Below are 22,249 nucleotides of genomic sequence, written 5' to 3'. Positions count from 1 at the left end.
AGCAACGCATGACATTCTCGATCGTCGGACGTTGCCGTGAGACGGGTCAACTCGGCATCGCCATCAGTTCGTCGAGCATTTCGGTTGGCGCGCGCTGTCCATGGGTACGCGCGGGCGTCGCTGCAGTGGCGACGCAAAATGTCACGCTGCCCGCGCTCGGTCCGTTGATTCTCGATCTGATCGAGCGTGAGCAATTGAGTCCCGAGGCCGCACTCGAGCGGGCGTTGAGCGAGCAGGCGTGGAGCGAATATCGTCAGGTGACGGTGGTCGATTCGCAAGGCCGCACGGCGGTATTCACCGGCCAGCACGCGCTCGGCGTGCATCACGCGGTGGCGGGCGAACAGTGCGTCGCGGCGGGCAACATGCTGGCCGGCCCGCATGTGATCGACGCGATGACGACAGCGTTCGAAGCGGCGCAGGGCATGCTCGCCGACCGTCTGCTCGCGGCGATGCACGCGGCGACGAAAGCAGGTGGGGAAGCGGGCCCGGTACATTCGGCCGCGTTGAAGATCGCCGATACGCAAGTGTGGCCGGTGGTCGATCTGCGGGTGGATTGGGCCGACCACGATCCGATCGGCCAACTCGATTCACTGTGGCAAGCGTATCGCCCGCAGATGAACGACTACGTGACGCGCGCACTCGATCCGACCACGGCGCCGAGCTATGGAGTGCCCGGCGATGAGTGAGCTATCGAGCCGCGCGGTGCTGGAGCGTCTGGTCAGTTTTGCGACTGTCAGCCGCGATCCGAATCTCGAACTGATCGCGTTCGTTCAGCAATATCTGGCCGATCACGGCGTCGAATCCGAGCTGTTTCATAACGACGAGCGCACCAAAGCGAATCTCTACGCCACGATCGGACCGCGCGACAAGGGCGGCATCGTGCTCTCCGGTCATACGGACGTGGTGCCGACCGACGGCCAGGCGTGGACCGTCGATCCGTTCCGTCTCACCGAAAAGAGCGGCCGTCTGCATGGACGCGGCACGGCCGACATGAAGGGCTATCTCGCGTCGGTGCTCGCCGCGGTGCCGATGCTGGTCGCGCGCAAGCTCGACATGCCGGTGCATCTGGCGTTCTCGTACGACGAGGAAGTAGGCTGTCTCGGGGTTCGCTCGATGCTCGCGGATATTCAGGAGCGTGCGCACAAGCCGCGTGTTTGCCTGATCGGCGAGCCGACCGGAATGAAGCCGGTGCTCGGTCACAAAGGCAAGCTCGCGATGCGCTGTCACGTGAAAGGCGCGGCGTGCCATTCGGCGTATGCACCCTATGGCGTCAACGCGATCCAGTACGCGGCGCAGCTCATCAACCGGCTCGAAGCAATCGGCGACGAACTCACGCAGTCGCAGTATTGCGACGAGCGTTTCGATCCGCCGTTTTCGACGGTGCAGACAGGTGTCATCAAAGGCGGACGCGCGCTGAACATCGTGCCCGCCGAATGCGCATTCGATTTCGAAGTGCGTTCGGTGCCGGGCTTCGACGCGAATACGGTCGCCGAGCGTCTTCAGGCCTATGCGCAAACCGAATTGCTACAGAAAATGCGCAAGGTGCAGGCCAATACCGATATCCGTTTGGAACCGCTCAATGCGTATCCTGGACTCGCCACATCGCCCGACAGCGACGCAGCGCGTCTGGTCGCCCATCTAAGCGGATCGGATGACTTCGGCACCGTGGCGTTCGGCACCGAGGGCGGGCTGTTCACGAACGCGGGTATTCCGACCGTGGTGTGCGGGCCGGGCAGCATGGACCAGGGCCACAAGCCGGACGAGTTCATCACGGTTGAGCAGTTGCAGCAATGCGATGCAATGCTTGCGCGGCTCGCGCAACACCTGAGCGAAGGCGCGAGTCACTGAACGGAGAGAGCGAGTGAGGTAGCCGCACTTTCACTATCGAGTCTGTCGGCGGCAGACCTGAGAACCGGTAGCGCGGTCACGATGCAGCGCTTATTTCTGTCGATTTTCCTCGTGGAATTCGACGTCCTCGATCACATCGCCGGTATCCATACGCTGGCCCGCGCGCTCGCGTACTTCCTGTTCGTGCGTCTGCTGGGCGCGTATTGCCTGCTCACGAAGCTGTTTGCGCAGATCGCGCGTCTTCCACCAGATGATGCCGCCGATCACGATGGCAGCCCCAAGTAGCACTGCCAACATCACGAGCGAAACGGCGAACCCCACGACGAGCAGTGCAGCGCCTATTACTACGGCCAGCACCTTCGTCAATAAGCCCGGCGGTCGAGGACGCAGGGTTGCACCGTTCTGTCCGAGCCTTTCCTGCTGCCTGTCGAATTGCATTACATCTCCAATCGCCGTTATCCCGACGCGGTTTCAAGGGTGAACGCAGCAGCGAGCTCAAATTCGATGGTTTGAGGTTGAATTGCTGATGCGAGGGTCGCCCCTTTAGAACAAAGATTTACGCGGTGGAACTTCGAGTGCTTTGTCCTGTGCGGATCCACGTTGCATACCGTGTGCATTATCATGCGCAAGCTCGGCGAGTCGCAAGCGGGTCGCAAGCGGGTCGGCCGGAGGCCGCTGGGGCGGCATTGGGAAAGTAATGACGCGCGGTCAGTTGAGGGCGGCGCTGATTTTCTGCGGTGTTTGGCTAGCAAGATGGTTTTCTATATTCGGTTAAATTTGACATAACGTAAATTATCAACAGAAAGTCTGTAGCGGCAATATGAGAATGTCGTGTTCCAGCAAGATACAGATGTCGGGTTTTGCTGCTGGTGCGATGCTGGGTGCTTCCGGTCGGATTACGGGAGGCTGGCATGCGTCAAGCCAAACTGGTGACACTGAACATGCGCGAACTCGACCGGTTGAAGATGGTCCAGCCGTATTCCGCCGAGCATCTTCCGCTCATTCATCCGCAAACCCAATCAGTGTATTTGTTCATCGCATGGATGCCGCGCCGTCACTTGACGAGAATATGACGTAATCGGCTCTGGTGCCTCCGTAGTAATTTCGACGCCCAGCTCACCGTCCATTATTCAAATCAGGAGACAACATGGCAGAGCAGAACATCCGGACCCGGGTCGACAAGGCCAGACAGGCGCGGCGCGCACTGATTTCCAGTTGCGTCGGGACATCGGTGGAATGGTATGAATACTTCATCTACGGCACCGCAGCCGCACTGTATTTCGGACCGCTGTTCTTCCCGAACAAAGATCCCGCGATCGCACGGCTGATCGCCTTCGCGTCGTTCGGTGTGGCCTTCCTCGCCCGTCCACTCGGCGCGTTCGTGTTTGGCCACCTCGGCGATCGCATCGGCCGCAAGTCGACGATGATCTTCACGCTCATGCTGATGGGCACGGCCACCGGCGCGATCGGAATACTCCCGACTTACCAGCAGATCGGCGTACTCGCCCCGGTTCTGCTGGTCACGCTGCGTCTGCTGCAAGGTCTCGCGGTTGGCGGAGAATGGGGCGGCGCCGTGCTGGTGGCAGTCGAAAATGCGCCACGGCACAAGGTTCGGCTCTACGGCGCGGCGCCGCAAATGGGCAGCGGCTTCGGGCTGTTTCTGTCGACGGGAGCCATGGCGCTCGTCGGCCTGTTGCCACCTGACGCGCGCCTCGCATGGGGCTGGCGTGTGCCCTTCATTGCGGGCTTCGCGCTCGTGCTGATCGGCCTTTTCATCCGGCTCGGCGTCGCGGAATCCGAAGACTTCAAACGCATGAAGGCGGCTGGCCGGCGCGTGAAGCTCCCGATCGCAGACGTGCTGCGCCATGCGAAGCTGCCCACGCTGGTGGCCACCGCGATGTCCGCGTCATTTGCGGTCGTGTTCTACATAGTAGCCACCTACTTCGTGTCGTACGCAACGTTCCATCTGAAGATGCCGCAGGCAACCACCTTCAGACTTGTGATGATTGCCTCGCTGATCGATCTGATCGCCTTTCCGATCATCTGCTCCTACGCGGACCGGATCGGCGCGCATCGGGTATTTTTCTTCGGAACGCTGTTTGCGGTGCTGTGCAGCGTTCCTTTATTCCTGACGCTCAATACGGCCAGTCCGGTGCTGGTCGGTCTTGCCCTATCGTTGACGATGGTTTGCGGACAGGTCACCACCTATGGCGTGGTCGGCAGCATGAGCGCCGAACTGTTCCCCGCCGAGTACCGCTACACCGGCGTCGCGGTGTCGGGAGCGATCGCGTCGATTCTGTTCAGCGCCCCCACTCCGCTCCTCGCCGAATGGCTAATGCACAAGACGGGTTCGTGGGTGTATCTGGCCGGCATGGTGTCGGTTGCCGGGTTCATCGCGACGCTGGGCGGCATCGGCTACATGAAGCTGCGTCGTCAGGTGCATCCGGTGGGCTACGTGGGCGAGTCCAGCCACGCCGTCAGCGACACCAGTCCTGCAGCCACCGTAATCGGCAGTAGCCCTATGTGATGGGCTGACGCCTCTTCCTGCCGCGCTTCCAGATCACGCCACCGTTCAATCGCGGTGGCGTGATCGTTTGTTCAGTACGCTGGGGAAATCGAAATCGGAAGGCAACGCGATGTCATGCAGCCGAGCGACCGGCGTCCAGCGGCACCGCGCCGGCATCCGGAATCAACGACTCGAATTGCTGATGCAGATGCTCGCGAAAGCTCGTGATCGCCGCAGTCGGCAACGCCTTGCGCGTCACGATGCTGCCGTAAGACCGCGTGGCGTGAAAGTCCGTGAGTTCGAGCGTGGCGCGATTGCGCCGCGCATTCGACTCTGCGAGCGATCGTGGCATGAAGGTCAGAAAGCCTCCCGTGTCGATCATGCCGAGCAGCGTCGGCAACGTCGCCGCCGTCGTCGCATCGAACACAGCGCCGCGTTCGCCGAAGGCCATCGCCAGCCGCTGACGCAGGTCGCTGTAACGCGCCAGCAGAATCAGCCGATAAGGCAACAGCATGTCGATCGTCACCTCTTTCGCTTGCGTAATCGGATGAGCGGACGGCGCCATCAACACAACCGGCTCCTCCGCCAGCGGACGAAACAGCAGGTTGTCGTGGTCACCGTCGACCGCCGCGACGCCGAGATCGGCCGTGCCGTCGGCGATCGCCTTGAGCACGTTTTCATACGGCATGTCCTTGAGCTGGACACTCACGTCCGGAAAGCGCTCGCAATACGAATGAATGATCTGCGGCATGAAGGTTGCCGCGATCATCGGCGTCGCGGCAACGACGACACGATTGCGCGCGGCGTCGGAGCGGTCGCGGAACTGACGCAAAATGTCATACAGACCGCCGAGCGCGTCGATCGCCGCAGCTTGCAGCAAGCGGCCTTCTTCGGTGGGTTCGACGCGCCGGGTCGTGCGCACCAGAAGCTGCACCCGTAGTACGGATTCCAGCTTTTTGACCCGACTCGACGCGGTGGGCTGCGAGATGCAGAGACGCTCAGCCGCTTTGCTGAACTGCCCTTCTTCGAGGACTACCAGAAATGTTTCCAGCTCGGGCAGGTGAAAGCGAAACGAGGGATTGTCCATGAGGTCGGCAAGGATCGAGAATCGTCCGGGCCGCTACCGCGCCGCCGTCGGAGCGTACGAACGCTCGAACGCGAGAGGTATACGGCATCGTTGATGTGCTGGCGATGGTAGCACGCAGCGTAAGCTGTAGATTGATGTCGCGGATGCGTGCTCGACCAGGGAAAACGCGTAGGTTTGCAACCAGCCGTGGCCGTTTCGCCTTCGCATGCGCGAGCGCCGGCATCCATCCCGGAGCCGGCGCATGTCGAGATGAATCAGCCAGCTTCGGCTTACGCTTCGGCGAGATCGTGGAGCAGACGGGTCAGGTATTTGCCGTCACGAAACGCAAGCGGCGGGCGGTCGCCGCGAAACACGTTCTCGACCAGGCCGAGAAACACCACGTGATCGCCGCCGGGGTACGTCGCCATCTTCCGGCACTCGAGGAACGCAGACGCGCCGCGAATGATCGGCAAACCGGCGACACCTTCGTCGATTTCGACGCCGTCGAACTTGTCGTCGCCGGACTTGGCGAAGCGATCCGACACGTGAATCTGATCGACGGCGAGGATGTTGACCACGAACCGTTCTGTGTCGCGGAAAGCAGGATGACTGCGCGACGTAGTCGACTGGCTCCAGAGCACGAGAGGCGGCGCGAGCGAGACGGAACTGAACGAATTGGCGGTGACGCCGTAACGCCGTCCGTCGGCGCCCAGCGTAGTGATGACCGTCACGCCTGTGGTGAATGCGCCAAGCGTGTTGCGCAAAATTTTGCTGTCGATGGCGTCCATGGTTTTTCCCCAAAAAATCAGGCTGTTTCTAACGCCGCACAATACGCGGCCATTTGTGCAATCGATACGAGCACGATCCGATGCGCGACCGCAAAGCGCACCAGATCGGCTCGCCGCGCCATCGTTCCGTCTTCGTTGACCAGTTCGCAAAGCACACCGGCGTAGCCGCGCCCCGCCAGCCGCACGAGGTCGTAAGCGGCCTCGGTGTGACCTGGGCGCTCCACCACACCGCCCTCGCGGGCTCGTAGCGGAAACACGTGACCGGGACGCACGAAGTCGGCAGCCACCGATTTCGTCGACGCGAGCGCGTTGATCGTCGCGGCGCGGTCGGCCGCCGAAATGCCCGTGGTGACGCCGTGGCGAAGATCCACGCTGACGGTGAACGCCGTGCGAAAGGACTCGTCGTTCTCCTGCACCATCGGCGGCAATTGAAGGCGATCGAGCACGCGGCCCGGCATCGAGATACAAATCAGACCGCTGGTGTGCCGCACCATGAACGCGAGAGCTTCGGGCGTCATCGCGTCGGCGGCGATGATCAGATCACCTTCGTCCTCGCGATCCTCGTCGTCGACCACGATGACGAACTCGCCACGCTCGATCGCCCGTATCGCGGCCGGCACACTGTCGAACGCGGCCGTCGGATCGGCACGGCGTCGAAGCGATGCAGCGCGCGTCAACGGGTCGGTCAATGGGCTACCCTGGCGGCTTCGTTCGTCGGCCGGCTCGATAAAAAAGCTGCTGCGCTTGCAGACCTCGCCTGCGTCGTACGATGCGTCGTCTGCGCGTGCATCGAGCGTGGAATTAGCGTCTTGCATATTGATTACCCTTGCGTCCATTTGCGTCAAACAGAAAGTCAGCGAGGCGCTCGTTACAGCGGCACTTCGATATCGAGCAAAGGCGCATGCTGCTGCGCGCCGTAAATGTCCGTGTCGCCGATCGCACCCGAGGCGATCCGGCGCGGCAGCGTCGCTTTCCACGCCAGCGCGGGCGGATACTCGGTGAACCGGACTTGCCCGACCTCGACCTGATAGAGCGCCGCAATCCGCTCCGCCGTGATGACGCCCGACTCGCGGACCTTCTCGAACAGCGAACGGTCGTCGAACATGATGTCGAGCGTGATATGGAACGGTCCTGCGTTCTTGCTCTTGCAGGCCTTCGCAATGTCTTTGAGACGGACCATCGTCACACCTCCTCGTAGTCGATCGGGAACATTTCCAGCGGATCGTCGGGCAACACGACGTGCTGCAGAATGAATTCGTAGACTTCGCCGCGCTCGATATCCGACGGCGAGAATGGAAACGCCATGTTGCCTTCGCGGCACATCCGGCCCGCGAAGTCGGAATGCAGCAAGGTCACTCGCGTCAGCGACAGCGCCGCGTTGGCGATCTCCTGCGTTTTGCCCACGACCTCCGCAATGATCGCCATCTCGATCGGTACGACGCCCGTCGCCGGCTCCCACGCGCCCATCACGCCGTTGTGGCCGTATGTGCGCAGCACCAGTTGATAATCGTCGGAGTTGATGCCGAGTGCGGACACTTTCGTGCGCGTCGATTCGCGCACGAAATCGAGAAACGTTTCGATTTGCGCGATCAGCCCGGGGTCCCGGGTCGCGGCAAACGTCACAGTACTGAAGCCGACGCTGCGCACACCCTCCAGCTTGATCGAATAAGGCTGCGGCTGCCAGCGCATGCCCGACACGCGCACCACGCGATCGGTGACGGCCTCGATCCGGCAATCGGTGGTGTCCACGAGGCCGCCAGGCTCATGACGGATCACCGGACTCGACGTCTCGTGCAATGCCTGCACGGCCACCGACAACGGCGTGCAGCGCAACTCGGGATTCATCGGTTCCGCTTCAACATAGTCTTCGCCGACCGTCACGAGCAGGCAGTCATGCTTCTTCGGAATAGCGGCGTTGCACGCGCACTCCAGCATTTTTCCCGCATACCACGACGAGGCCGCCGGCATGCCGTGATGCATCGCGAGCGCGACCCACGGCGACGGATCAGTGCCGCGTCCGCCGAGAATCACCTGCGCGCCAGCTTCCAGCGCGGTGCGATACGGCTCGGGACCCATCATGCCGACAATCCGTTTCGCGCCGTCCAGCACCTGCTCGTCGAGGTGCGGCGCGTCGTCGAGCGCTCTGATACGGCCTTCGCCAAGCCGCTGTTTGATATAGGCCGCCGGTTGCTCCGCGTGGATCAGCGCCATTCTGAAATGCAGATCATGCTCACGGGCGATTTCGCGCACGATCTCCGCGCAGACCTGAAGATGCGGCTCACCACCTGCGCCGCCCGCGGTGCCGACCATCATCGGCACGCCGGAGGCGATCGCAGCACGCAGCAGCAGTGACAGGTCGCGCTTCATCGCAAGCCGCGAGTTCAGCGTTTTGCCGGAGCCGAGGTAAAACGGGCCGGGGTCCGAACTGCCACCGTCGACACCGAACATGTGCGGCTTGCGCTCCATCGCCGCCCGAATCGATGCCTCGGGAAAGCCATACCCGAGGATGCCGCTCGCCGACATCATGCGTACAGTCTTGCTGGTCATTGTGACGGGTTCTCCTGGATAGATGCTCGACTCACGCTCACGACGGCTTGCGCCAGTCGCCCGCCAACGGTTTGCGCAGACCCAGATGACTGCGCAGCGTGTCGTCCTCGTATTCCTTGCGGAACACGCCGCGCTTCTGCAATTCGGGGATCACCAGACGCACGATGTCCTCGTACGTTCCCGGCACATAAGTCGCCGACAATACAAAACCATCGCATGCCTTGTCGAACCATTCGATCATCTGCTCCGCGACCTGCTCGCCTGTGCCGACAAAGCACGGTCCGTCGCGCAGCGTGCCGCGACCGGACGCCTCGACGAAGTCCTTCACCGACGGATTCTTTTTGCCGCTGACCTGCACCACCTTGTCGCGCAGGCTTTGCCATGACACGGCGGCGAGTTCCTCGTCGGTGAACGGCTGATCGTAGGGGCGGCCCGCGAAGTCGATATTCAACGTTTCGCCGATCATCGTGAGACCGTCGATGGGCCGCGACAGCGCCGCGATCACCTCGTGCTTCTCGCGCGCCTCGGCTTCCGTCGCGCCCACGATGATCTTCACTTCCGCGCAAATCCTGAGCGAGTCAGGATCGCGCCCGGCCGCTGCCGCGCCCGCCTTCAGCGCCTGGTACTGTTTGATGCCGTTCTCGAGCGTCGGATATTTGGCGAACACCACTTCGGCCCAGCGGGCGGCAAAGGCAAGGCCGCGACCGCTCTGCCCCGCTTGCAGGATCACCGGATGCCCCTGCGATGAACGCGGTACGGTCAACGGTCCGCGTGAATTGAAGAAGCGTCCGTTGTGATCGAGACGCGTCACCTTCGACGGATCGGCGAAATAGCTTTCCTGCTTATCGGCCACGATCGCGCCTTCGCGCCACGTGTCCCAGTGGCCCATCACCACTTCCATGAATTCGTCGGCGCGGTCGTAGCGGGCGTCGTGTTCGAGATGTTCGTCGGCGCCGAAGTTGGCGGCCTCCGAGTCGTTCATCGACGTCACCACGTTCCAGGCCACGCGTCCTTTCGTCATCAGATCGAGCGTGGCGAACAGGCGGGCAACGTGATACGGCTCGTAGTAAGTCGTCGAATACGTCGCGCCGAGGCCGAGACGGGAGGTGACCATGCCCATCGCCATCAGCACGGAAGTCGGTTCGAGCTTGATCGCGCGCACGCCGTAGCGGACCGTCTCGCGATGGCTATTGCCGTAGATATCGGGCATCGCAAGACGGTCGTCGAAGAACGCCATGTCGAACTTGCCTTCTTCCAGGGTACGTGCCACGCGCTGGTAGTACTCGGGAGTCAGATAGTCCGTCATGCTCGACGGATGCCGCCACGAGCCCGCGTAGTTGCTGCAGTTCTGCGCCTGAAGGAAAGCGACCAGCGCCATTTGTCGAGGCTTGTTGGAACTCATGATGTGATTGTCCTTGTGATGGTTCTGGCAACGGTGTGCACGGAAGCAAAGGTATTCCCGCGGACCACTTGGGACAATTTGCACAGTTCGATAGATCTATAGGCATATCGAATGAATCGCGCTATCCGGGCCGCACATCGATCCGGTTATGCTTGTCGCCAGGCCTTGAGTGCGACACTTTCACGGCTTCACACGAATGAATACGAGCATCGGCCGCGTATTCATCCGCTTGACGAATAGACCCGAAAAACCGCAATGGGCGTCGAACAGATTCATTGCAAGGTCCGGGCAATTTTCCTGGAGGAGACGTTTCGTGAACCTGTCAACGCAGCCCACGCCGGGCACCGTCCACAACAACCCGCCGCTTCTGCAAACCCGCTCCCCAAGTGCCGAGTGGCTCGGCAGCGCTCAGGAGCCCGCGCTGGACCCGCAGCGACGGATCATCGATCCGCATCATCACTTCTCGCATCACTGGGGAGGCTACGGACTCGACGACCTGCTGCGCGATACCGGCGCCGGTCACCGGATCGAAAGCACGGTCTACGTGCAATGCGGCTGGGAATATCGTCAATCAGGCGACGAATCGATGAAGCCCGTGGGCGAAACCGACGCCGTGGTGCGGCTCGCCGAAGCGGCCAAAGCGCGCGGCGCGAATACCGATGTTGCAGCCGGGATCGTCGGCTTCGCCGATCTGCTACTCGGGGATGCGGTCGAGCCGGTGCTGGGTGCACAGATCGACGCGGGCAAAGGACGTTTTCGCGGTATCCGCTTTGCCGCCTCGCGTCACGAATCGTTTCAGCATGGCGTGCTGCCGCGACCGCCCGTCGGGCTCTATGCGAACACTGCGTTTCGCGCGGGCGTCCGGCAGCTCGCCCGACTCGGACTGACGTTCGACGCCTGGGTGTATCACACGCAACTTCAGGATGTGATCGAGCTGGCGCGCAGCGTGCCGGAATCGACCATCGTGGTCGATCACATCGGCGGCCTGCTTGGGGTTGGACCTTACGCGGAGCGCCAGAAGGCAGCGTTCGACGAATGGTTGCCGCTGCTCGCGCCGCTTGCCGCCTGCCCCAATATCGTGATGAAGATCGGCGGCTATGGGACTACGGTGTTCGGCTACGACTTCATCAGTCAGCCGAACCCGCCATCGTCGGCCACGCTTGCCGATGCCTGGCGGCCCACGGTGACCGAGGTGATCGAAACCTTCGGTGCGAGCCGCTGCATGTTCGAGAGCAATTTCCCGGTCGACCGGGCGTCCGCGAGCTATGCCACGGTGTGGAACGCCTTCAAGAGACTCGCCGTTGACGCCAGCGAGTCGGAAAAACAAGACCTTTTCTATAACACCGCAGCGCGAACGTATCGGATCGGCGACGCCGGTCGCTAACGTTGACCGAGCTCGCGCTGACTATTGCGTCGCAACGCTTTCTGACCCTCGCACGCAAGTGCCGGGATCCTATTCCGCCATGCCTGATCCTGGAGACCCCATGCATAGCACCTCCGTTTTACGCCAACCGTCAGGCAATCTCGCGCAATCCCTCGCGCGCTTCACGCTCGATCTGCAGCTCGCGGCCATTCCAGATACGGTCTGGAACAAGTCGGTCCATCACATCGTCGATGCGATCGGACTGGCGTTTGCGTCGCACAATTTCCCATTCGCGAAGGCGGGTCTCGCGGGCATCCGTGCCGCGGGTGCCGCCGGCGACTCAACGGTGATCGGCAGCGGCGACAAGCTGTCGCCTCGCGACGCCGCGTTCGCCAATGGCTACCTGATGCACGGCCTCGATTTCGACGACACGCATCCGGCCAGCATCGTGCATCCGACCGTGGCCTGCCTGCCTGCGGCACTGGCCATCGCCGAAGCACGCGACATGAGTTGGGGCGAGCTCATCACCGCCTACGCGGCGGGAATGGAGACCGCCATCCGGCTGGGCCGGGCGGTCAAAGGCGGCTTCCATCATGTCGGCTTCCACGCGACCGGCATCGTCTCGCACTTTAGTGCGGCGATCGTCGCCGGTAAGCTGCTCGGGCTGAGCCTCGATCAACTCGTGTCCGCGCAGGGCATTGCCGGGAGCACGACGTCCGGTATCCAGGTGTTCCTGGAAAACGGCGCGTGGACCAAACGCATGCATCCGGGCTGGGGCGCGCTGTCGGGTATCACGGCGGCGCACATGGCGCAAGCCGGATTCGCCGGACCGGATCGGCCGTACGAAGGCAAATTCGGACTCTTCGATACACACCTGCAAGCGCTTGCCGGTGAAGTCGACGCCGATTCCATCGCCGAAGGTCTGGGTCGACAGTGGACCCTGCTCGATACGTCGATCAAGCCCTATCCGGTTTGCCATTTCATTCACGGATGCGCCGAAGCCGCATTGCAATTGCGCGAACAGACAGGTTCGATCGATCGCATAGCAGGTATCACTTGCGAGTTGCCCGCCGCCACCCTCGCGATCGTCGCCGAGCCTGCCGCCGCCAAGCGTGTGCCGAAAAGCGATTACGAAGCCAAGTTCAGTGCGCAATTCGTCATCGCGGCCTGTCTGCTGCGCGGTCGCTTCACGTTGGCGGAGCTCAGCGACGAGAGCTTGCGGGACCCCGACATCCTGAAGCTCGCGGCGAAGGTCGAATGCATCGCGGAAACGGAGTCGCAATTCCCGAAGTACTTCTCCGGTGCGGTATCGGTGCGGCTTGTCGACGGCGGCACGCTGCGCGTCAAGGTGCCGATCAATCTCGGAAGCGGCGAGCGCGCGTTGAGTCTCACGGAGATCGTCTCCAAGTTTCGCGGCAACGCGAGCATCGGTTTGCCCGCCAGCCAGGTCGATGCCGCGCTCGATACCCTGCTGGGCGCTTCCCGGGACACCCCCGTGCGAAGCATCACGCGGGCGCTCGCCTGATCCGTGGCGCAGTGCCTGCTAGAATCGGCGCTCAGTAGCCACGACTGAGCCGGGGCCGCCGCCCATCCGGGCGGTGCATCGCTAACCGGCCGGCTTCGACTCTTTCCGCTGATTCTTAAAGGCTCCGTGCTATGGACATGAGGCACCTTCGCTCCTTCGTCGCAGTTGCTGAAGAACTGAGTTTCAGCCGGGCCGCGGAGCGGCTGCACATGTCCCAGCCTCCTCTCTCACAACACATCAAATCGCTCGAAGAGGAGATGGGGGTGACGCTGCTGGCGCGTACCCGTCGCGAGGTCCGGTTGACGGACGCGGGCGCGGTCTTTCTCCAGGAGAGCCGGGTTCTGCTCGGCCAGTTGCGCGTCGCTATCAATGCCACTGTCCGAACTGCACAATCCGATGCGGGTGTATTGCGGCTGGGGGTCGCCACGTCGGCGTTGTTCGGCGTGATGCCGCGATTTCTGGACCTGATGCGCACGACTTTCCCGCACGTCGACGTGTCGGTCAGCGATATGCAGTCGAAAGATCAGGTCATTGCCGTCGCGCAGGGAACGCTCGACATCGGCATCGTTCACGTTCAGCCCGACCGGATGAAACTGCATCACATGCCGATCTTTAGCGAACCTCTCGCGGCCGTGCTTCCCGAAGGCCATCGACTGGCCGATTCCACCGACTTCTCTCTGTCCGACCTCGCGATTGAGCCGATGATCGCACTCTCGCGCGAACACGGGCCGGCGGTGTTCGATGCGGTCGTCGCGTCGTGCATCGATGCGGGTTTCAGTCCCGAGTTCAAGCACATGGCGCGCAATCCGCTGATCATCTTTCAGATGGTGCGGTTGGGTTTCGGGGTGTCCGTGGTGCCGCTCTCCTATGCGCACAGTGCTTTCCCGGGACTCTGTTTCCGCGAACTGCGACCAACCGAAGGTCGCGTACGAATGGAAGCCATCTGGAGCGACAAACGGGCGTCGGCGCTGACGCTGCAGGTGACGAAGCGAATCCTGCCGCAACTGACTGAGTCGTTGCAGCAGGCGGTGGCCCCGTAGCTCGCAGGCAAACATTGCGCCGACATGCGGCATGTAGACAGTCATCGCCCACGCGCAGTTCAGGCTTCCCCTTTCACCAGATCCGGCGTCGCCCGAACAACAGGCCTCACCACCGACGACGCCACCACCACCGTCAACGCGATAAATATCGCCAATGCGAGCAGCCCGCTCGAAAACGTACCCGTCATCTGCTTGAGTACGCCCACCGCAAACGGCGCGAAAAATCCCGCTACATTACCGATCGAACTCAGCACGGCGAAGCCCGCAGGTGCTTCTGTTTCAGACAGCATCGCCGCGGGAATTGTCCAGAAAACCGAGATGCTGGCGAACGCGCCGAAGCCTGCCACCGTGAGTGCGCCGAGGCGGAGCACGGGTTGTTCGGTCAGCGCCGCCGCACTCAATGCGAGCACCGCGACGATACCGGGGATCATCAGATGCCAGCGCCGTTCACGCTTACGATCTGAACGCGCGCCCCACCAGATCAATCCCGCTGCGCCAGCCACGAACGGCAGCGCTGACAGCAGTCCCACCTGGCTCACGCTCACGCCGAACGCCTGCACGATCTGCGGCAGAAAAAAGCTGACTCCATAATTTGCCGCGACGATGCCGCAATAGATGAAACCCAGCAGCCACACCCGCGAATTGCACAGCGCATGCCACGCGCCGTGCGAACTCGAAGGCGGCAACGCGCGGCGCTCGACGGCCAGTGTCTGCTCCAGCCACGCGCGCTCCTGCGGTTCGAGCCAACGCGCGTTGGCCGGAGAATCGGCCAGCACGCGCAGCACCACTATGCCAAGCACGAGCGAAGGCAGCGCTTCGAGCAGGAACAACCACTGCCAGCCATGCAGTCCCAGCGCACCATGCAGATTGAGGATCCATCCCGAGATCGGTGCGCCGAGCGCCGCGGACATCGGCAGCGCGACAGCGAACCACGCGACCATGCGCCCGCGATAAGCGGAGGGCAGCCAGTCCGTCAGAAACAGCATCACGCCTGGGAAGAAGCCGGCTTCGGCGGCACCGAGCAGGAATCGCAAACCAAGAAAACCGGCGGTGTTGTGAACGAACGCGAACAGCAGCGATATCACGCCCCACGACAGCATGATCCGCGCGAACCAGCGACGTGCGCCGAAGCGCCGCAACATCAGGTTGCTCGGTACCTCGAACAGCACGTAGCCGAGAAAGAAGATGCCGGCCCCCGCGCCGAATATCGCCGGCGACAGGCCGAGATCATGATTCATCGAGAGTGCGGCGAAACTCAGGTTGACGCGATCCAGATAGGCCGCGAAGTAACAGACCATCAGCAGCAGAACAATGTGCAGGCGAACCTTGCGGATAGTACTGGCTTCGATGCTTGTCATGGATTCGTCTCCTTTATTCGGCATCGGATGCAGTCACACGCGCTGTGCTGAAGATCAGCGATCTGTCCCGTGCCGTTTCGTTATTCGTCTGGCCTTTCAGAAAAACGGGACGACGATTACTTCGCCGTCCATCAACCGGCAGTCGTTCAATCGCTGGATGCGGTGATGCGCCCATCCACCATTTGCACAATGGCCGGGTGATAGTTCTGTCCAAAACCCGCATCGCGCGTCCGGCACATCAGGTCATAAGTGTATTGCGCAATGTGCGGCGCGAATTCGCCTTGCCTGGCGAGGTTGAGTGCCAACGCGGCATCCTTGATCGCATACACCAGCGGAAAAACCTTCTCCGGAAACTTGTCCAGCATCAGCGACTTCATGCCGTGATTGCGTAGCACGAAACTGTCGGCCGAGCCTTTCGACAGCAGGTTGAACAGCACCTCGCCGTCGAGCCCCGCGCGCCTGCCGATCGTCAGGACTTCGGACAATGCGTTGACGGTCATGAAAACCATCATGTTGTTCAGGATCTTCACCGTCTGACCGCTGCCGATATCACCGCAATGAAGCACGTCCGAACCCATGCATTCGAGCAAAGGCCGCAGCATGCTCACGTGCTTCTCAGTGCCGCCGACGGTGATGAACAACGTACCCTGTACCGCCGCTTCGCGCGTGCGGGCAACCGGCGCATCGACGAAATCGATGCCCTTCTCCGCGAGCGTGGCGGCCAGTTCACGCGTGCCGGCTACATCGCTAGTGCTCATATCCACGATCATCTTCACCCGGCCGTGCGACGCCACCAGCGCCGCGCACACCTCTTTCACCTGCTCGATGGAAGGCAGCGAGAGAAACACAATATCTGCCTGCTGCGCAAGCGCTTCGATCGAATCCGCCGCCGACGCGCCGTGCTCGACCACCCGGGCGACGGCTTCTGCTGACATGTCGAACACATGCACCGGCAACGACGACTTGCGCACGAGGTTCGTGCTCATCGGTTCGCCCATTACGCCCAGCCCGACAAATCCGAGGCTCCATTCCTGATTCATGACTGCTCCACAAGATTAGAAAGTACGCACACTGGCTGGGTTGCTGTCATGTCCGGATCGCAAACGGATCGCGCACGGAATCCGAGAAATCGATCATGACGTTTTTAGTGGTGAGATATTCGCGCAGCCCAGCGTCGCCGCGCTCGCGACCGATACCCGATTCCTTGAATCCGCCAAACGGCGCCTGAGCAGCCAACGCCCGGTAGGTGTTGACCCACACGGTGCCGCATTGCAACGCTTTGGAGACACGCATGACGCGGGAAATATCGCGCGACCAGATGCCGGCGGCGAGGCCGTATCGACTGTCGTTGGCCATTGCGATGGCTTCAGCTTCGGTGTCGAAGGGAATGATGGCGAGCACCGGTCCGAACACCTCCTCCTGTGCGAGTGCGCTGCGATTGTCGACGTCGCTAAAGATGGTCGGCTCGATGAAATAGCCCTGTTCGAGGCCCGGTCCCCGCGCGCGCCGTCCACCTGTGACCAGACGCGCGCCCGCGCTTTGCGCTTCGTCGATGATCGACAGGATGCGGCGATATTGCGGCTCATTGGCCACCGTGCCCATCTCCGTGCGCGGGTCGGTCGGATCACCCATGCGGATCGCCTGGGCTCGCTCGACGAGGCGATCCACTACCTCGTCATAGACGCCGCGTTGCACCAGCAGGCGCGAGCCCGCGACACAGGTTTGTCCGGTCGCACCGAAAATACCTGCGAGCGCACCGACGACCGCGTGATCGAGGCTTGCATCGTCGAAGATGATGTTGGGTGATTTACCGCCGAGTTCGAGTTTGACCGGCACGAGACGCCGCCCCGCCGCAGCCGCAATCTGGCGGCCCACTTGCGGACTGCCTGTAAAGCTGATCAGTGCCACACCCGGATCTTCGACCAGCGCGCGGCCGGTCTCCGCGCCACCCGTGACGACGTTGAACACGCCCGGAGGAAAACCCGCCTCTTCGACCAGCGACGCGAACTCGAGTGTCGAAGCGGATGCATGTTCCGACGGCTTCACGACGACGCAGTTACCAGCCGCGAGAGCAGGCGCGAGTTTGTTCGCTAGCAATGCCAATGGCGAGTTCCAGGCAGTGATCAGGCCGACCACTCCATATGGCTCCATCGACACATAGTCGAGCGTATCCGGCTGATCGATGGGGACATGCTGACCGAACAACTTGTCGGCGTAGCCCGCGAAATAACGCAGTTGCCGCCCGACCCACAACATTTGCGGACGGGTCTCGCGCACGAGCTTGCCGTTGTCGGCGGTTTCGATCAGCGACATGCGATCGGCAGAGCCTTCGATCAGTGTCGCCAGCCGATGCATCAGCGCGGCTCGCGACACGCCCGAACTGTTACGCCAGCCTTGTGTGAATGCGCGATTGGCGGCAGCGACTGCACTGGCGACATCGGCTGCGCTGGCATCGGGAATTTCGGCCCACACTTCTGCGGTGTAGGGATTGATGCTTTGCAACATACGGCGGTCCGTCGCATCCACGCGGCGGCCGTCGATATAAAGTTGATATTGGGTTATCACCGTCACTCCTCCTCGTAGTCTGTCCTCCTGGCAGCGAACTATACGAAGTACGGAGCAACGTCGTCCAATACGGAATTCGACGTTCAGTTATTTCAAAGCACAACGCTTCACTGAACGCCTTGGATTGCCAACCGGCTGGCTCGACGTTCCGCGGCTGGTCACGGATGTTCCCGAATCGGTCTCGGCTCTGCTCGATCCGCCATCGGGTCGGCTTGCATCCAGTCAGCAGGAACCGCTTGCAGCGATAACACCGGAGAAGGCGGTGGCAGGAAAGTCCGGAAACAGGACGGCGACGACCACGAGCGATCGGCGCGCTCTATCGTCTGAGGCGAAGCAGGACAAAGTTACCACCGTGACGGAGCAAGTCGTGGAGCAGCAGAACCAAGCCCGCGCGGCTCGCTCTGATCTGGCAATCCCGCAACCTGCTGACAACGATGCGCCCACGCCCGCTTCTCAACCGCAGCCCGCACCAGCCTCTTTCACCGAGATCGTCGCGGAGCCGCGTCGTTCTGCGCCTGTCACCAGCCTGGACGATCTGGTCGGTATCGCGCCGATCGCAGAGGCGCTCATCAAGACGCTCGCGGGCAAAGCGCGGACTGGCCGTCTTGACGAAGTGAAAGCGCTGGCACTGTTACAGCAGATCGTCACGCTCTGACCTGAATCGGCTGTTGAACGGGATATCGCGACTCCTGGTTCGCCGGAATGGATGGTCCGTTCTGTACAGACCATTCCGCGATCCAGCCGTGTCAGATCATCCAGCGCCGCGCAGCGCCGCAACCGGATGACCGCGCCCGCCCCCTTATTCCCCGTTCGGAATCCCTTCAATAGGACACTCCGGCGTGCCCGGTGTGGCACGCGTAAGCGCTTCGACGCGACGGCGCGTGCCCTCGGGGTCTTCAATCCAGTCACGATAGAATCCAAACGGACAGGCCGCCACGCCGTTCGCGCCGTCGCCCGAATTGATCGTGCCCGTGTACCCACGGTGCAGAAGTTTGTACAGATGGTTCTGCGACTGCATATTGCGCCGCGCGTCGCGGATCATGCCCAGCGATAGCTCCGCGTACTGCACGCCCATCTCCTCCTCGCCGCACTCGCCGAGCGTGCGTCCGTCGAAGCCCACGATCGCCGAGTGGCCGAAGTACGAATACACGCCGTCCCAGCCCGTCGCATTCGCCACGGCGACATACGTGTTGTTCATCCAAGCCATCGCCTTAGCCACCATCACCTGCTGCTCCTTGGCCGGATACATGTAGCCCTGGCAGCGCACGATCAATTCCGCGCCGTTCATCGCGCAGTCGCGCCAGATCTCGGGATAGTTGCCGTCATCGCAGATGATCAGGCTGATCTTCATCCCCTTCGGCCCGTCGGTCACGTAGGTACGATCGCCGGGATACCAGCCTTCAATCGGGGTCCACGGCATGATCTTGCGATACTTCTGCACGATCTCGCCGTGATTGTCGATCAGCACGAGCGTGTTGTACGGCACCTTGCGCGGATGCTCTTCGTGACGTTCTCCGGTGATCGAGAACACCCCCCAAACATTGGCCTGGCGACATGCCGCCGAGAAAATTTCCGTTTCCTCGCCCGGCACCGTCGACGCCGTATCGAACATCTCCTGCCGGTCGTACATGATGCCGTGCGTCGAATACTCGGGAAATACCACGAGATCCATGCCGGGCAGTCCCTGCTTCATGCCGACCACCATGCCGGCGATCCGGCGCGCGTTGTCGAGCACCTCCGCCTTCGTATGCAGACGCGGCATCTTGTAGTTGACCACCGCGACGCCCACGCAATCCTTACTGCTCGAAATATCGCCATGTCGCATGACAGATCCTCCTTGAATACGCCTGGATTGCGGGCGGCATTCCGGCCGCCCGCGCCGCTTCCCCACCATCGCCCTAGTGGCTGATCATCCAGGGTCGTCCTGCCGGTCGTTTGAGTCCGTCCGAAGCCGTCCCGGCGAGCTTCGTGCCGCCACCCGAGCAGCAACTGCATCCCGCACGATGACGCAACGGCGGACCGTCACCGGACTGTCGCGGCGCATGCGACGCACGCTCGTTCGTCGCGTGTGCCGAGCGGCGCGCGTGCGTCATCAGAGCCAGCGAAGGCGCACTGATCACCCGGCCGCTCTCGCCCCCGCAATCGGGACATCGGCAGGGTTTTTCACGGTCCGCCATGCGCCGCATGACAGAAAACGGGCCGCAACTCGCACATTCGAAGTCGTAGATCGGCATGACAAGTTCTCCTGGTCGCGTGGGCTCAGACGTTCACCAGATCCGGCGAGCATGGCAATTCCACGCCGCCCTTGATGTGCTGGATGGGGCCATCGGCATTCGGGCGAATGTCGAAGTCGAATATTTGCGTCGGCAGCCACAAGGTCGCGCACGCGTTGGGAATATCGACCACGCCGCTGATATGCCCTTGCACCGGCGCACAACCAAGCAACGAATACGCCTGCGCGCCCGAGTAACCGAACTTCTTCAGATACTCGATCGCATTCAGACACGCCTGCCGGTAAGCAACCGTCACGTCGAGATAATGCTGACCACCGTGCTCGTCGACAGAAATGCCTTCGAAGATGAGGTAATCGTTGTAATTCGGCGTGATGGGGCTCGGCTGGAAGACAGGATTGCGGATGCCGTATTTCGCCATGCCGCCCTTGATCAGGTTCACGCGCATGTGCACCCAGCCCGCCATTTCGATCGCGCCGCAAAACGTGATTTCGCCGTCGCCCTGGCTGAAGTGCAGATCGCCGACGGAGAGTCCCGCGCCATCGACATAGACAGGGAAAAACACTTTCGAGCCGCGCGACAGGTCCTTGATGTCGCAATTGCCGCCGTGCTCGCGCGGCGGCACGGTGCGCGCCCCTTGCGCCGCCGCTTTGTCGCGCGCGTCGCCGGTGAGCTGCCCCATATGCGCGGTCGCCGCGAACGGCGGATTCGCCAGCGGCGGCACGCGCTCCGGCGCCGTCGCGATCAGGCCGGTTTCGCGTGCGTTCCACGTTTCGAGCAGCTTCGGATCGGGCAGGCAGCCGATCAGGCCCGGGTGAATCAGGCCCGCGAAATTTACACCTGGAATGTGGCGCGAGTTGGTGTAGAGGCCGTGAAAATCCCAGATCGATTTCTGCGCGCTAGGGAATTGATCGGTGAGAAAACCGCCGCCATTCGACTTCGAGAAAAACCCGTTGAAGCCCCACTGGCTATCGGACTTGGCGCCGATATCCAGCAGGTCCACCACCAGCAGGTCACCGGGTTCCGCACCGTGTACGCCGACCGGGCCGGACAAAAAATGGACGATCGACAAGTCGATGTCGCGCACGTCGTCGGCGCTGTCGTCGTTCTTGATGAAGCCGCCGGTCCAGTCGTAGGTTTCGAGGACGAAGTCGTCGCCTGGCTTGACCCAGCAAGCCATCGGAATATCCGGGTGCCAGCGGTTGTGCACCTGCGTGTTTTCGTAGGCCGACTGGTTCAGGTCTACCTTGATGAGAGTGTCGGGCATTGCGTTCGCTCCTTGGTTCGAGGGTCGGTAAATGCGGTGCGGTGAGCCGCACTCATACGGAGAGGTATTCGCGGATGCGGTCGGTGTCGCCCGCATCGCGTGTGCTTTGATGCACGAAGCGGCCGCCTTCGATCACGAAGAGCCGGTCGGCGACGTCGAGTGCAAAACTCAACACCTGCTCGGACACCACGATCGCGATGTTGCGGCTCGTGCGAATCTCGTTGAGCGCCTTCGCGATGTCCTTGATGACGGATGGCTGAATGCCCTCCGTGGGCTCGTCGAGCAACAGCACTTTCGGCTCGGTGGCGAGCGCGCGGGCAATCGCAAGCTGCTGTTGCTGACCGCCCGACAGGTTGCCGCCCTTGCGCCGACGCATGTCGAACAGCACGGGAAAAAGCGCGTAAAGATCGTCGGGAACGAGTGTCGTCGCGGCGTTTTCGAGACCCGTCTGGATGTTTTCCTCGACGGTCAACGACGCGAAGATCTGCCGGCCTTGCGGCACATAGCCGATGCCTTTCGCGACGCGCCGGTAGCTTTCGTCTTTCGATACGTCGGCGCCGCCCACGCGCACCGTGCCGCGATTGGCGGGCAGCATGCCGATCAGCGCCTTGAACAGCGTTGTCTTGCCCATGCCGTTGCGGCCCATTACCGCTACGCTTTCGCCGTTCGCCACGGAAAATCCGATGCCGTGCAGCACTTCGCTCTGGCCGTAGCTGACCACGAGGTCGTCGACTTCCAGCATG

General features: G+C 62.0%; 22 protein-coding genes. 8 read left to right on the top strand and 14 right to left on the bottom strand.

Annotated elements, in window-relative coordinates; genetic code table 11:
* Nucleotides 1-8 precede the first annotated feature (8 nt).
* Nucleotides 9-686, top strand: coding sequence for a DUF1028 domain-containing protein (locus ABH945_RS28020; RefSeq protein WP_429252725.1), 678 nt, complete (start codon nucleotides 9-11; stop codon nucleotides 684-686).
* The gene (argE, locus tag ABH945_RS28015) at nucleotides 679-1,848 is read left to right on the top strand and encodes an acetylornithine deacetylase (RefSeq protein WP_429252724.1); all 1,170 of its coding nucleotides are present in this window, start codon (nucleotides 679-681) and stop codon (nucleotides 1,846-1,848) included. The genes ABH945_RS28020 and argE overlap by 8 nt, the downstream gene beginning before the upstream one ends.
* Before the next feature lie 90 nt (nucleotides 1,849-1,938).
* Here the strand turns inward: argE and ABH945_RS28010 are convergent, their stop codons facing one another.
* Nucleotides 1,939-2,286, bottom strand: coding sequence for a hypothetical protein (locus ABH945_RS28010; RefSeq protein ID WP_429252723.1), 348 nt, complete (start codon nucleotides 2,284-2,286; stop codon nucleotides 1,939-1,941).
* Between the two features lie 473 nt (nucleotides 2,287-2,759).
* Between ABH945_RS28010 and ABH945_RS28005 the strand changes: the two genes are divergently transcribed.
* Both ABH945_RS28005 and ABH945_RS28000 read left to right on the top strand, forming a co-directional pair.
* Nucleotides 2,760-2,921 (top strand): hypothetical protein, encoded by a 162-nt coding sequence (locus tag ABH945_RS28005; protein ID WP_429252722.1) that lies wholly within the window; start codon nucleotides 2,760-2,762, stop codon nucleotides 2,919-2,921.
* 74 nt (nucleotides 2,922-2,995) lie between these two features.
* Nucleotides 2,996-4,375: an MFS transporter gene (locus ABH945_RS28000; RefSeq protein ID WP_429252721.1), complete on the top strand. Its 1,380-nt coding sequence runs from the start codon at nucleotides 2,996-2,998 to the stop codon at nucleotides 4,373-4,375.
* A gap of 112 nt (nucleotides 4,376-4,487) precedes the next feature.
* On the opposite strand, the gene ABH945_RS27995 is transcribed toward ABH945_RS28000, so the two are convergent.
* From ABH945_RS27995 to ABH945_RS27970, 6 genes are all read right to left on the bottom strand, one after another.
* Entirely contained in the window at nucleotides 4,488-5,441 is a 954-nt protein-coding gene (locus ABH945_RS27995) for a LysR family transcriptional regulator (protein WP_429252720.1), read from the bottom strand.
* Nucleotides 5,442-5,710: 269 nt separating this feature from the next.
* Nucleotides 5,711-6,208, bottom strand: a complete 498-nt coding sequence (locus tag ABH945_RS27990; protein ID WP_429252719.1) for a flavin reductase family protein — start codon at nucleotides 6,206-6,208, stop codon at nucleotides 5,711-5,713.
* A gap of 17 nt (nucleotides 6,209-6,225) precedes the next feature.
* Complete coding sequence (ribB, locus tag ABH945_RS27985) at nucleotides 6,226-7,023, bottom strand: 3,4-dihydroxy-2-butanone-4-phosphate synthase (protein ID WP_429252718.1); 798 nt, start codon at nucleotides 7,021-7,023, stop codon at nucleotides 6,226-6,228.
* A 53-nt stretch (nucleotides 7,024-7,076) separates the two neighbouring features.
* The gene (locus tag ABH945_RS27980) at nucleotides 7,077-7,388 is read right to left on the bottom strand and encodes a DUF4387 domain-containing protein (RefSeq protein ID WP_429252717.1); all 312 of its coding nucleotides are present in this window, start codon (nucleotides 7,386-7,388) and stop codon (nucleotides 7,077-7,079) included.
* Between the two features lie 2 nt (nucleotides 7,389-7,390).
* Nucleotides 7,391-8,755: an acyclic terpene utilization AtuA family protein gene (locus ABH945_RS27975; protein WP_429252716.1), complete on the bottom strand. Its 1,365-nt coding sequence runs from the start codon at nucleotides 8,753-8,755 to the stop codon at nucleotides 7,391-7,393.
* Nucleotides 8,756-8,792: 37 nt separating this feature from the next.
* A complete protein-coding gene (locus ABH945_RS27970; RefSeq protein ID WP_429252715.1) occupies nucleotides 8,793-10,157 on the bottom strand; it encodes an LLM class flavin-dependent oxidoreductase in 1,365 nt (454 codons plus the stop codon).
* A 313-nt stretch (nucleotides 10,158-10,470) separates the two neighbouring features.
* Between ABH945_RS27970 and ABH945_RS27965 the strand changes: the two genes are divergently transcribed.
* From ABH945_RS27965 to ABH945_RS27955, 3 genes are all read left to right on the top strand, one after another.
* The gene (locus ABH945_RS27965; RefSeq protein ID WP_429252714.1) at nucleotides 10,471-11,541 is read left to right on the top strand and encodes an amidohydrolase family protein; all 1,071 of its coding nucleotides are present in this window, start codon (nucleotides 10,471-10,473) and stop codon (nucleotides 11,539-11,541) included.
* Between the two features lie 100 nt (nucleotides 11,542-11,641).
* Nucleotides 11,642-13,045 carry an MmgE/PrpD family protein gene (locus ABH945_RS27960; protein ID WP_429252713.1) on the top strand — a complete coding sequence of 468 codons (1,404 nt, stop codon included), beginning with the start codon at nucleotides 11,642-11,644 and terminating at the stop codon, nucleotides 13,043-13,045.
* 131 nt (nucleotides 13,046-13,176) lie between these two features.
* Entirely contained in the window at nucleotides 13,177-14,085 is a 909-nt protein-coding gene (locus ABH945_RS27955; RefSeq protein WP_074771401.1) for a LysR family transcriptional regulator, read from the top strand.
* A gap of 59 nt (nucleotides 14,086-14,144) precedes the next feature.
* On the opposite strand, the gene ABH945_RS27950 is transcribed toward ABH945_RS27955, so the two are convergent.
* The 3 genes from ABH945_RS27950 to ABH945_RS27940 form a co-directional block, all read right to left on the bottom strand.
* On the bottom strand, nucleotides 14,145-15,443 hold the full coding sequence (locus ABH945_RS27950) for an MFS transporter (protein WP_429252712.1): 1,299 nt from the start codon (nucleotides 15,441-15,443) through the stop codon (nucleotides 14,145-14,147).
* Nucleotides 15,444-15,589: 146 nt separating this feature from the next.
* Nucleotides 15,590-16,483, bottom strand: coding sequence for an NAD(P)-dependent oxidoreductase (locus ABH945_RS27945; protein ID WP_429252711.1), 894 nt, complete (start codon nucleotides 16,481-16,483; stop codon nucleotides 15,590-15,592).
* A 46-nt stretch (nucleotides 16,484-16,529) separates the two neighbouring features.
* Complete coding sequence (locus ABH945_RS27940) at nucleotides 16,530-18,005, bottom strand: aldehyde dehydrogenase (RefSeq protein WP_429252982.1); 1,476 nt, start codon at nucleotides 18,003-18,005, stop codon at nucleotides 16,530-16,532.
* A gap of 127 nt (nucleotides 18,006-18,132) precedes the next feature.
* Between ABH945_RS27940 and ABH945_RS27935 the strand changes: the two genes are divergently transcribed.
* On the top strand, nucleotides 18,133-18,663 hold the full coding sequence (locus tag ABH945_RS27935; RefSeq protein ID WP_429252710.1) for a hypothetical protein: 531 nt from the start codon (nucleotides 18,133-18,135) through the stop codon (nucleotides 18,661-18,663).
* A 144-nt stretch (nucleotides 18,664-18,807) separates the two neighbouring features.
* Here ABH945_RS27935 and ABH945_RS27930 read toward each other — a convergent pair whose 3' ends face one another.
* The 4 genes from ABH945_RS27930 to urtE form a co-directional block, all read right to left on the bottom strand.
* Nucleotides 18,808-19,833, bottom strand: coding sequence for an aliphatic amidase (locus ABH945_RS27930; protein WP_074771397.1), 1,026 nt, complete (start codon nucleotides 19,831-19,833; stop codon nucleotides 18,808-18,810).
* A 73-nt stretch (nucleotides 19,834-19,906) separates the two neighbouring features.
* Nucleotides 19,907-20,242, bottom strand: coding sequence for an FmdB family zinc ribbon protein (locus tag ABH945_RS27925; RefSeq protein ID WP_429252709.1), 336 nt, complete (start codon nucleotides 20,240-20,242; stop codon nucleotides 19,907-19,909).
* Nucleotides 20,243-20,267: 25 nt separating this feature from the next.
* A complete protein-coding gene (fmdA, locus tag ABH945_RS27920; RefSeq protein ID WP_429252708.1) occupies nucleotides 20,268-21,506 on the bottom strand; it encodes a formamidase in 1,239 nt (412 codons plus the stop codon).
* Between the two features lie 52 nt (nucleotides 21,507-21,558).
* A complete protein-coding gene (gene urtE, locus ABH945_RS27915; protein WP_429252707.1) occupies nucleotides 21,559-22,248 on the bottom strand; it encodes an urea ABC transporter ATP-binding subunit UrtE in 690 nt (229 codons plus the stop codon).
* Nucleotide 22,249 lies beyond the last annotated feature (1 nt).

It is taken from the genome of Paraburkholderia sp. GAS333, from assembly GCF_050435665.1.
GTDB classification, from domain to species: Bacteria; Pseudomonadota; Gammaproteobacteria; order Burkholderiales; family Burkholderiaceae; genus Paraburkholderia; species Paraburkholderia fungorum_A.
Note: the sequence above shows the minus strand (reverse complement) of the source record. Positions and strands in the feature narration are given on the sequence as shown.